The sequence below is a fragment of the Bartonella sp. MR110HLJHH genome (assembly GCF_042194225.1).
Taxonomy (GTDB): Bacteria; Pseudomonadota; Alphaproteobacteria; order Rhizobiales; family Rhizobiaceae; genus Bartonella; species Bartonella grahamii.
Map to the genome: position 1 here is coordinate 172,102 of NZ_JBHIMQ010000001.1, position 12,361 is coordinate 184,462.

A 12,361-nucleotide genomic window follows, 5' to 3' on the forward strand; every position below is an offset into this window, starting at 1 on the left:
TTTTTAGTTAAGGGCTGTTAATCTTTCTGCGCCTAGTCGATAGGAAATAGCTTCTGCGAGATGATAGCGTGAAAGATTATCTGATCCGTCAAGATCAGCAATTGTGCGTGCAACTTTGAGAATGCGATGATAAGCGCGTGCAGAGAGGTGCATTTTTTCACTCACATCTCGTAAGAGTATGGTCGCACTTTTATCAGGAATGGCAATCTGTTCTATAATTTTGGCAGGGCAATCGCCATTGGTGCGAATATGATCAAACCCCATTGTTGCAAAACGTTTAGCTTGAATGGTACGGCATCGTGCGACGCGTTTGGCAACATCGCAGCTTTTTTCTGATTGTTCTGGTTGCATAAGGTCCATAGCTGTCAAAGCAGGGACATCAATCCGTAAATCAATTCGGTCAAGCAGAGGACCAGAAATACGGGACTGATAATCGATTTGGCAGCGTATTCCTTTAGCGCAAACATGGTCTTTTTCGCCTGCCATACCACAACGGCAAGGATTCATTGCGGCAATGAGTTGGAAGCGAGCAGGATAGCTAATATGGTGATTAGCGCGGGCGATAACCGATTCCCCACTTTCTAAGGGTTGACGAAGAGAATCAAGAACCTGCGGAGAAAATTCAGGCAATTCATCAAGGAATAACACACCATTATGGGCAAGAGAGACCTCTCCCGGTCGTCCTTTAAGTCCCCCACCAATCATTGCGGCCATGGAAGCAGAATGATGTGGGGAACGAAAGGGGCAATGAAGTGAAATGGTATTATGAACCGTTTCTCCTGTAATAGAAGCAATCAGAGAGACATCTAAAAGCTCACGGCTATCAAGAGGTGGCAAAATGGAAGGTAAGCGTTGCGCTAACATAGATTTCCCAGCACCAGGAGGTCCTACAAACAAAAGGTTATGGCGTCCAGCAGCACAAACTTCTAAGGCACGTTTGGCTGTTTTCTGTCCTTTGATTTCGCAAAGATCTGGGAGTTCAGTTTCGATAGTATATTGGCGTGGTTGTGGACGTTTTTGAATTTGGGTTCCTTTGAAATGGTTGACTATAGTGAGCAGAGTCTCTGGGGCAAGAATATTTATTTCTGCATTTGCCCAAGCAGCTTCAGGTCCACATTGGAAGGGACAAATCAGTCCTTTATCGAGTGATAAAGCTGTCATGGCAGCTGGTAAAACACCATTAACAGCGGTAAGTGAACCATCCAGTGATAATTCTCCCAAAATGATATAGTCTTGTGCTACTTCAGGAGGGAGGATTCCCATAGCAAGCATTAAGCCTACAGCGATTGGCAAATCATAATGCGAGCCCTCTTTAGGCAAATCAGCTGGTGCAAGATTAATCGTAATCCGTTTAGTAGGCATAGAAAGTCCACAAGCGTGGAGGGCTGCTTGCACACGTTCACGGCTTTCTGCAACTGCCTTATCAGCTAATCCAACAATAGCCATTCCTATTTTACCAGACGAAATCATAACCTGTACATCGACAGGGACTGCTTCTAGACCGCGAAAAGCAACAGTTGTAACACGTGCGATCATTTATTTATTTTCCCCTTTAGACTTTGTAGAGACAATCATATCTATGCATAAAAATCAAGAAGCATCTCTATGGTTTTTTTTATAGAGAGATCTATATACATAGGCAGTTTTTTAGCGTCCTCATGGAAAGTCATTTGTACAAATTTAACCATGATAGTATGGGACGCAATAAAACATTTATAATAAGCTAAATAAATATGTTAAGGAAAAAGAATGAGGCTGTTCGTGTTATACAACAGTGCAAAATTTTATGAAAATATAAGGGGAGGGTGACGTTATGTATCGCAGAGTGTTATTTGATGTGATAAAACGTGTAAAATGTGCAAAGTAATTACATTTACCTTTCTTATTTTTATATTATTTAAAGTATAGTAGATGCAAAGTGTATTATAAGGTATCTGATTTTATGGTATACCAGGCAAGAATTTTGTTAAAATCAGGGACTGTGCGCTGTGTATTTATAGGCTTGTGTTTCGCTTTTGCTTTTCCACAGCCACTTGCTGCATTTGATTTTTTCGGCATACCTTTTTTTGGTCAAAAGAAAACAAATTCTCCTTCAAATTATGCCAAAAGTACAGAGAGATTTTATAAAGTTGATGTTGTTGCACCGCCAGGCGCGCCATTAGAAGGTATAAAAATAGTTAAATCTGTTTCTTCTCTTGTTGCTGATAAAGAGAAAGCATCCGCCAGTTCTTCTGGTTTGCTAGCCAAGGCGCGTTCAGATTATCGAGCAATTCTTTCTGCTCTTTATGCTGATGGACGCTACGGTGGTGTTATTAGTATTAAAATTAATGGCTTAGAAGTCGCTGATTTAAGTCCGGTAACTCAACTTCCAGCACAATCCAATATTGTTATTACAATTAATGCCGGTCCACAATATGTTTTTAGTATTGCAGATATTGATAAAGTAGCTCCGTTTGAAAAACGTAAAGCGCATAAAATGCCCACAATTGAAGAATTAGGCTATAAAGTTGGGGCTATTGCTAAATCTGAAACCATTTTGAAAGCAGAAAAATGGGTGGTAGAAGGATGGCGTCAACAAGGTTATGCCAAAGCTAAAGTTATGAAGAGTGAGGTCGTGGCTGATCATGCTACGTTGTGTGTTGAAGGACGGATTGTTGTTGATCTTGGACAAAAGGCTTATTATGGTCCTTTAAGTGTGCGTAATATAAGTAAGAAACCACGTGTAGATTCAGCTTATATCGCATGGATGACCGGATTGAAGCCAGGTCAGAAATACGATTCCGATGCGTTAGCTAAGGCAAATGAACGTCTTGCGCGCCTTGGTGTTTTTCGTGCTATCAATATACGTGAGGCTGATACCACTAATCTAGATGGCAGTTTACCGCTTGCACTTGTTGTACAAGAACGTAAACCGCGTCGTTTTGGTGTAGGCGGTAGCTATTCAACATTAGATGGTGCTGGTTTTGAAGCTTATTGGATGCATAACAATCTTTTTGGTCATGCAGAGGTTCTTAAAATTGAAACAAAAATAAATGGTGTTGGTGGCAATAAAAAGCAATCGTATAATTTTAAAAATTTTGATTATCTTTTCGGTGGCACGTTTATAAAGCCTGGTGTACTCACGCCAGATACAGATCTCAGGTCAGAATTAAAAATACAACAAGATGTTCTAGAAAATTATACGACAAAAGCCATCAAAGGAAGATTAGGGATTACGCATATTTTCAATGGTAATCTATCGGGACAGGCTGCTGTAGAAGTTTCAAATGGTTATTCACGTGATATTTATTTTGGGAGCCGTAATTTTACAACAATAGGTTTCCCTAGTGGTTTGATTTACGATAGTCGTAATAATAAGCTTAATGCAACAAAAGGTTTATATGGTGAAGTTTTCATTGAGCCTTTTTATGAGATGCGTTTTAGCAACTTTGTTGCAAAAGTAACAGCAGAAGGTCGTTCTTACTGGGCGTTGGATGAAGGGAATCGTTTTGTTTTTGCTACGCGGGCAAAGCTTGGTACAATTCTTGGGAATGATACAGCACAAATCCCCGCGAATACGCTTTTTTTTGCTGGTGGTGGGGGCTCTGTTCGTGGTTATGCTTACCGTAATATTGGTATCAAAACAGAAAATGATGCGGTTGTTGGTGGACGGGCAGTTGTTGAGGGATCGGCAGAATTGCGTGTTTCTTTAAATGACAAAATAGGGTTTGTCGGTTTTCTTGATGGAGGTTTAGTAGGGGAAAAGGCGAATTTTGATTTTTCTCAAAAAATTAAATGGGGAGCCGGTATAGGAGGTCGTTATATGACGGGTCTTGGTCCTTTACGCGTTGATTTAGCCTTTCCTTTAAAGAGAGAGAAGGGTGATCCTCGCATTGGTTTTTATGTGGGTATAGGGCAAGCATTTTAATGAAAAAAGGTGTACATTTATCAGCTTTCTTCTTTGTATTTTTGTTTTTTGGGGTGGGTGGTTTTGTTTTTGCGCAAAGAGGAGATACTCTTCCCTCTAGCGAAATGAAAACAGATGATCGCTCATGGTTTGTTTCTTTAATTGAACGAAAGCTTTCAGCGCCCAATCGTCAAGTTCGTTTACACAATATGCAAGGGACACTGTCTTCTCAAACATCAATTGATGCTATTACGGTCAGTGATAAAAAAGGGGTTTGGCTTAAAATTACCAATGCTAAAATGAATTGGAATCGTCTAGCGTTGCTGAGAGGGCGGATGGATATTAACCAGCTTTCGGCAGAACAGGTTACATTTTTACGCAAACCGCAAGGCAATTCTTCTTTTGTTTCTTCCCTTGAGACGGGTAAGTTCTCTTTACCAAAATTGCCGCTTGCTCTTTCTATCAATACGCTTACAGCTCAACATGTGATATTTGAACAGAATCTTTTTGGTTTTTCTGCTGATATGTCCCTAAAAGGCAAATTCACTTTAGCTAGTGGTAATTTTGATGTCGATATAGCGGCGCATCGTTTAGATGCACCGGGTTCTTTTTCTGTTCTCACCAAGATATCTGATAGTAATCGTACAGCTCAAATTGATATTTCTGCTAACGAACCACAAAATGGTATTTTGGCGAATATTTTTAACATTGAACAACGTCCAGCACTAAATCTCGTCGTGAAAGGTGATGGTACTTTTGATGATTTGGTTATCAAACTTTCTTTAGAGTCTGATCATCATTCTATTTTAGATGGTAATGTTATTCTTGCAAGTGTTCCAGAAGGACACAGTTTTTCTACGAAATTAGAGGGAACACTGAGCCCTTTAATGCCTTCTCAATATCATAGTCTCTTCGAATCTGATATAACATTAAAAGCAAAGGCAAGAAGAACAAAAGAAGGTGTGACACACCTTGATCAGATGGTTATTCAGAGCAAAGCAATGAATGTTATAGCCAATGCTGAAATAACTGCCGATGGATTTTTGCGGCGGCTTTTTGTTGATGGTAAAATGGCTCTTGATAACGAACAGGAGTCTGTTCATTTACCTGTATCAGAAGTGCCAAAACCTGCCAATACTCTTGCTCTGAACATTGACTATGGTCGCGAAGGGCAACAATCTTGGAATGGGCGGTTGGTTGTAGGTCATTTAAGCAATAAAAATATTTATATTCGCGATGCAATTTTTGATATGGGAGGAGTAAGCGAAAATCTTGATAATTCAGCTTCTCGTCATGTTGGTGTTCAGGTTAAAGGGACGCTTCAAGGGGTTAAAAAGATTAAGGGAGCGTTAGTAGAAAATTTAAGCCAAGCGGTTCATGTGCATTTAGATACGGATATTGTTTCGAATAAACCAATTTTGATTCATGATTTGAGTGTTACGGCTCAGGGTTTTTCTTCTTGGTTAAAAGGGACAATGGAGGGTTTTGTTTTTAAAGGCGACCTCGGTTTAAAAGCTCAAACATTAACTCCTTTGGAAGTGTTCAGTAAACAATCACTTTCTGGTAGTGCCGATATTAAAGCCAAAGGAACGATCAATTTATTGAGTGGCATTTTTGATCTCCAATTATCAGGAATGGCTGACGATATGAAAATAGGCGTGCAGTCTTTTGATCGTTTATTCAAAGGAAACATCACTCTTTCAGGTGGTGCTACGCGAAATACGAAAGGTTTCATTTTTCGTCATTTTAATTTGAAAAATCAATATACAAACATAAAGGCTAATGGTTATTTTTCAGATGAAAGCGCTAAAATGGATCTATCTGCTGAAATATCTGATTTGTCCAAATTAGATCCAAAGATAAGCGGTGCGCTTACAATTGAAAGTACGGCGAGAGGGCGCAATAGCCATATAAAACTAAATACACGTGCCCATATTGCTGAAGCATTAATCGTAGGGAAGAAACTTCAAAATACAACATTTAACATAGATGCACTTGTAGATAATACAGCACCAGTTACTGCTTTAACGGGGGTGATAAAAGGTGAAGGGATTTTTGCTAAGAAACCTTTGCATTTATCGGCCTCTTTTAAAGATTCTCATAAAATTCGAAAACTTGAAAATATCGATATTAGAGGGGGAAGTGCAAAAATAACGGGTGCTCTTTCTCAACAACTTGGCGGTTTTTTGAAAGGAGCGCTGCATATTGATGCCGATGATATTTCCGTACTGTCAGCGTTATTTTTGCAGGATGGTAGTGGAGAAGTAAAAGGAGATTTTATTTTTGATGAACAAAACGGCAGACAAAAAACCAATGTGAAGGCGCATATTAACCATTTGAATTTTTCCAAGAATAAAATAAAAAAATTGGCAATAGATGCTGATATATTCGATCCTTTTGGCATGACACAGTTTGAAGGAGTTATCAATGCAGAACATATTCAAACACCTTTGATAATGGTCAATCGTTTAAATGCTCACGCTGATAGAAATAATGGACAAACGGTTTTTACTGTCCAAGCGATGTTGCATGATACTCTCAATGCACAGCTTTCTGGTCGTTTAATGGTTGAGGAACTTCCAGAAAGTATAAAACGAGAAGTGCAAATTGAAACTGTGGATCTAAAACAACACACTTTTCATGCAAAATTGCTGAAACCATCCATAATTGCTTTTGATAAAGATGGAATGGCAATCAATGAATTAGGAATTGCAATAAATGGAGGCAACATCATCTTAGCAGGGAATATTCAAGATACCCTGAATTTGCAACTTACAATGAATGCGCTTCCTGCTACTTTAGTTAATCTGTGGAAAGCTGATCTTGGAGCAGCAGGGAGTGTAACAGGGCAGGTTATGATTCGTGGTCATTTAACAAAACCTGATATAACTTACGATATAAAAGGTGAGGGACTGACAACCGTTGCTTTTCAAGATAAAAAAATTATGCCTTTTTCTTTTTCTGCTACGGGGAAAACCTTAGATCAAAATCTTACTTTGAATGCAAATTTAACAGGAGAAGGAGTACAAGCACAAGCTCAGGGGCGTGTATCTCTAGAGAAAAATAAGCTTGATCTTCATATTAATTTGCAAAATTTATCTGCACGTTTGGCAAATGGTTTTATTGCAGGACAAGCGCTTGATGGGACAGTGATAGGCAAAGTTGATATTAGTGGAACAATGAAGGATCCATCTGCTCATTTTGAGCTTTCTAGTCAAAGTTTAACCGCTATGACGTATAAAGGACCGATGTCAATCAATATAAATGCTCGTGGTTCTTATAAAAAATCGACTTTTCATATTGAAAATATGATAGCTACTGGAGATAAAGGATTAGATCTTTCCGTCCATGGGCCTGTATCTCTTAACGGTTCAGAGGCAAAATTAAACGTTAAAGGGATAATGCCTCTTGATTTTGTTAATCTCTTATTAGCTAAGCGTGGTGCACATATAACGGGTACAGCAAGAATTGATACAGCTCTTAATGGGGCGTTATCAAAACCACAATTGATAGGAAATATTTCTATAGGCGACGGTAGCTTTTTTGATTCACAAACAAATGTAGGGTTGAATAATATAACGCTTGAAGGCAAATTGAACGGTGATCATATCCTTATAGAGAAAGCTTCAGCTTCTTCGTTTGAGGGGGGGAGAATTTCTGCTTCAGGTCGTATCTCTAATGGTCTAGAGACAGATTTGATATTTCATCTTGATAATGCCAATTATAATGATGGTTCTATGATTCTAGCAACATTATCAGGTGAGATGACAATGACAGGTCATTTTTTAAATGATCTTGTTCTTGGTGGTGATATCATCGTTGAAAAAGCTGAAGTTTTTATTCCTGATCATTTTAAAAGTGCCAAGTTTCTTGATATCAGAAATAAGAATTTAACTAAATCGATTCAAACAACACTTGAACGTGCTGATGTTAAGAACACGAACAAAAGCAAAAGCCGGATTGTTACACAAGAATCTTCATCTGTTGTGCTATCAAATATGCGCATTACAGCACGCAATCAATTTTTTGTACGCGGAAAAGGGTTAGATGCTGAACTGGGAGGACTCATTAATCTAGCAGGTCCATTGAATGATGTGCATCCAGTTGGTGAATTTAGAATGATTCGTGGACGTTTTGATATTCTTTCGCAACGTCTTAATTTTGATCAAGGACAAGCGAGTTTTAGCGGTAATCTTAATCCTACGGTTTATTTTGTAACCAACAATAACAGTGGTGATATTCAAGTCACTGTAACTGTAAGTGGGACGATTGATAATCTTGATATTAATTTTTCTTCACAACCGAATTTGCCTCAGGATGAGATTTTGGCGCGTTTGATTTTTAATCGCTCTCTTAATGAATTATCACCATTTCAGATTGCTCAACTTGCAGCAGCAGCGGCTGATCTTGCAGGTGCTTCTAATACATCTTTGTTGAATACTTTACGAACTAAAATTGGGCTTGATGATCTTGATGTTATCGTTAATGAGAAGGGTAATACAGGCTTACGTATTGGACGCTACATACACAATAATATTTATTTGGGCTTTGAAGCAGGGTCCGATGGAACGACGAAAGGGACAATTAATTTAGATATTTCGCGTCATCTCAAAGCTAAAGGTGCCATAGGAAATGAACAAAATTCTAGTATTGGTCTCTTTTATGAAAGAGATTATTAAAGATTGAATTTAAAAAACAAATTCTTCGTTTTTTGTCTCTCATTTCTAAATCTTAGGAAGAAGACATAGGCTAAAAGTCCTATAAAAGAAGAAGATTTTTTGAGGCGTGAAGAAATATATCTGAAATATTCGATTTTTGTTTATTGTGTTTTTGAATGAGATCACTTTTCTTATAATGAATAGCCCCCAAACAGAACACTCCAAAATATAACACTATTGTGTTGCAAGTTCATGTGCTTGTTTTAAAGAAACATTTCTCAGTGTGCGCTTGAGTCTATTTCATAAGATTGCTTGTGAAATGATATAAAGTACCCCTTATGAATGGTATAAAATCCATACTACCATTGTCAATAAAGGTATAAGTATTTATTAAAGATATAAGCCGGCATTATCATTCTAGTTTCCAGCTTCTCATGTTGCTAACAATCTTTTCACTTGAAAATGTAGAGGTATTTTTATTGCTTATCTTAAGAGTTTTTATGCATACACCAATATCTCTTATGACGTACAACAAGTGCTTTTGATTAATTCATCATAAATATAAAGAAAATTTGCAATAAGTAAATTACATCTTATCTTTTATTTAAGATGTAAAGTAATAAATTATGATTATAAATCAAAGTATTAAAATGCAGGTCAAAAGATATTTTTTGTAAAAATGTTTATCAGAGTTATATGTCATATTTTTCTATTTAGGCGGTTAAAAGAAAGAGGAATGTCATTTTACTTTTCATCTGTTTTTTTGCATGTTGAAATCATAGCCTTATATAAGCACTAACGTTGTGCATTTATAAACTCTTCAAGAAGTTAAGGTATTGGAGGAATATCACTTTAGTTTCTAGATATAGAAAAAACAGCAAAGCTTGCTTTAAAGCAAGCTACAACAGTAAAAAAGTTTTATAATAAATCTTCTCTTATTTTTTCAATGTTTTTCTTTTATGCTGAGTGTATCTATAATTTGCAGCATAATTATAATTGTCAGCCTATCCTGTTGTACCATAAAAGACCGACATTTGAGGTGCGGTAATGTAAGGCATGTAAGTCTTTTTGACAAAGTATTTTGAAAGCACGTGGTGAATATTTAGGGTAAGCCTTGTATAAGTGAATCACATAAGTTGTTATCAAGTGGAACGAACTCAATAAAAATCTGGATTGTTTACAGATCCGATTGGGTAGAATCTTTGTTCTTTAAGATGTGTGGAGAAAAAAATTGTCAGTGCAGGGATAAACACGGATAAAGATTGTATTAATCCAGATTCATCATCATAATCCGCGGCAATTTTTTCAAACCTTGATGCTCTATCTTTTAGGATTCGCAACATTTATGAATGTTTCAACACTTATTTGAGGAAGGGAAGGGGTTTTTGAAGTTTCATTGTTAAAGTCAATTGCATTCAACAAAATGACGAGTAAAGTTTTCATCTAAATCCAAGAAGTTTATTTTCAATAAACCATAAATTCTTTGCCAATTCTTGATTGAAGTAATACTTTTGCTTGGTAACAAGACTTTTTTATAAATGGAGCATTACCTTCTATCCATTTTTATTTCAAATCTTATTTAAGAATCTAGAAATTAGGAGGTATGTTTTTGAACTGGATATTATGAAGTTTTTTATAAAACCCATGTTCTTTTGCTAGCAATTCTTTCTGAGTACCTTGTTCAATCAGTTGTCCATTTTGTATGACCACAATTTTATGAGCACGAGCAATCGTTGAAAGGCGATGAGCAATAATGATCGTTGTGCGTCCTTTGGTAAGGTGTTGAATGGCTTCATTAATTTGTGCTTCGGTGTGTGAATCAAGCGCACTCGTTGCTTCATCAAGAATCAGAATTTCGCTATCGTGAATCATTGCTCTAGCGATAGCGAGTCGTTGTTTTTGCCCCCCTGAAAGGTTACAGCCATTATCACCTATCTGTGTATCATAACCATTTGGCAAACTCATAATAAAGTCATGAGCATTTGCTGCTTTTGCTGCTTCGATAATTTCGTCATCACTAGCCCCTTCTTTTCCAAGCCCGATATTATATTTAACAGTTCCTTGAAAGAGAAAAGTATCCTGTCCTACATAGGCCATCAGGTTTCTCAGAGAGCGAAATGTTGTGTAGCGAATATCTTGATCATTAATCAATATGCGTCCTTTTGTGGGGTCATAGAGGCGCATAATAAGGTTGATAAGGGTTGACTTTCCCGAACCGGATGGTCCCACCAATGCTGTCATTTTTCCGGCTTCTATTTCTAGGTTGATATCTTTCAATATCATTTTGTTATTAGTGTATGCAAAAGAAACATGTTCGAAACGAATAGTTCCCTGCGTTTTACTCAGATCTTTAGCTTCTTTATGTTCTATAACTGTAAGGGGACAATCGAGTATTTCAAACATCGTACGGATATTGACCAAGCCAGATTCAATTTTGACACGTACATTTGCTAGCCTTTTTGCGGGTTCATACGCTAAAAGTAAAGCAACAATAAAGGACATAAATTCACCTTGAACACCTGCGCGTTGGGTTGCAAGATAACCGGAAAAACAAATAATACCTGCAATGGCAACACCCGTGAGTGTTTCCATAATCGGACTGGTAATAGCTTCGAGTGTTGCAATATTGTTTGTTTGTTTTTCAACATCACAAATGGCTTTGTCCATTCGTTTTTTCATGACTTCTTCTAGTGAAAAGGCCTTTATGATTCGAATACCAACAGCCGTTTCCTGTACGATTTTGATAATTTCACCAAGTGAAAGGAGCTCTTTTTCCATCAGGCGGCGAACGCGTTTTAAAGCCATTCGAACGCCTAAAAAAGCTAGTGGTCCTACGATTAAAGTAATGGAGATTAACACAAAGTTTTGAATGAACATGACAAGCAACAGACCACTAACGGAAAGCAAATCACGTACAAAAGTTGTGATAATAGTATCAATTATATTACGTACAGCTGTCGCATTATGAGTTACACGAACAAGAAGATCAGATGAAGTGTTATTATGATAAAAAGAGACTCCTTGTTCCATAAGTCGTGCAAAAATTTTACGCTGTTGTTCAGCAATGATACTATTGCCTGCTTTGTTTAGAAAGTAAGTTTGGGAAAAAGTTGCAACTCCTTTGAGAATAAAGATAAAAGCAATGAAGCTAGAAATCAAAACAATTATAGGAAAATTTTGTGCATCAATAATCTGATTAACAACATCACGCATAATCCATGCACTGGTTGCTGTGGTACAAGAAATGATGATCATTGAGAAAATAGCCGCACTGTACCAACGCATATGTTTACGAAAATTTTCTCGCAAAAGGCGGATAATAAGATGTTTATCAAAAGAGGAAATTTGTTTTTTAGCCATGAAGTGCTTCCATATTCTCTCATTATTTTATGCAAGATTGAAACATTCTTAATTAAAAAGCCCCTTAATCTTTTTTACAAAAATAGCCTTTTCTTTCAAGGTTCATCACATCAATTTCACGACGGCGAGAGTGAAAAATGTAGTGCAAAGTTTCTGTAAAAGGTATAATGAAAATTCGTTGTTCATCATTATTTTTAATTTTCAATAAAAGGTAACGGCGAGTTTCACCATTGTATTTACCAATTTCCATATTGTGATAGCCTTTGGCACTTGAAATAGCTCACAAAAAACATTTCTGCTTTTTTAATAATTTTTATGTATCATCTCCGTTTGTGATGTGTAAGCAAACAATTTTGCCGCATTGCATGATAAGAGAGCTTGAAATAAGAAGACCTTACGATGTTTGAGCTTTCTCATTTAATATGCAAAATAACGAATTCTTCTTATAAATCGATAA

The 12,361-nt window shown here is 37.0% G+C and carries 5 protein-coding genes; 2 read left to right on the top strand and 3 right to left on the bottom strand.

Going from position 1 to position 12,361, the window contains the following annotated elements; all coding sequences use genetic code 11:
- Positions 1–3: 3 nt before the first annotated feature.
- Positions 4–1,536, bottom strand: coding sequence for a YifB family Mg chelatase-like AAA ATPase (locus tag ACFIKB_RS00695; protein ID WP_375635385.1), 1,533 nt, complete (start codon positions 1,534–1,536; stop codon positions 4–6).
- A gap of 406 nt (positions 1,537–1,942) precedes the next feature.
- Between ACFIKB_RS00695 and ACFIKB_RS00700 the strand changes: the two genes are divergently transcribed.
- Positions 1,943–3,907, top strand: coding sequence for an autotransporter assembly complex family protein (locus tag ACFIKB_RS00700; RefSeq protein ID WP_375652567.1), 1,965 nt, complete (start codon positions 1,943–1,945; stop codon positions 3,905–3,907).
- On the top strand, positions 3,907–8,565 hold the full coding sequence (locus ACFIKB_RS00705; RefSeq protein ID WP_375644370.1) for a translocation/assembly module TamB domain-containing protein: 4,659 nt from the start codon (positions 3,907–3,909) through the stop codon (positions 8,563–8,565). Before ACFIKB_RS00700 ends, ACFIKB_RS00705 begins: the two co-directional genes overlap by 1 nt.
- A 1,566-nt stretch (positions 8,566–10,131) precedes the next feature.
- Here the strand turns inward: ACFIKB_RS00705 and ACFIKB_RS00710 are convergent.
- Positions 10,132–11,904 (bottom strand): ABC transporter ATP-binding protein, encoded by a 1,773-nt coding sequence (locus ACFIKB_RS00710; RefSeq protein ID WP_375652569.1) that lies wholly within the window; start codon positions 11,902–11,904, stop codon positions 10,132–10,134.
- Positions 11,905–11,968: 64 nt separating this feature from the next.
- A complete protein-coding gene (locus ACFIKB_RS00715) occupies positions 11,969–12,154 on the bottom strand; it encodes a hypothetical protein (RefSeq protein WP_375646954.1) in 186 nt (61 codons plus the stop codon).
- Positions 12,155–12,361 lie beyond the last annotated feature (207 nt).

Coding starts and splice junctions, on each gene's coding strand:
- ACFIKB_RS00695 (WP_375635385.1), bottom strand. CDS start 1,536: ATGATCGCACGTGTTACAACTGTTGCTTTTCGCGGTCTAGAAGCAGTC.
- ACFIKB_RS00700 (WP_375652567.1), top strand. CDS start 1,943: ATGGTATACCAGGCAAGAATTTTGTTAAAATCAGGGACTGTGCGCTGT.
- ACFIKB_RS00705 (WP_375644370.1), top strand. CDS start 3,907: ATGAAAAAAGGTGTACATTTATCAGCTTTCTTCTTTGTATTTTTGTTT.
- ACFIKB_RS00710 (WP_375652569.1), bottom strand. CDS start 11,904: ATGGCTAAAAAACAAATTTCCTCTTTTGATAAACATCTTATTATCCGC.
- ACFIKB_RS00715 (WP_375646954.1), bottom strand. CDS start 12,154: ATGGAAATTGGTAAATACAATGGTGAAACTCGCCGTTACCTTTTATTG.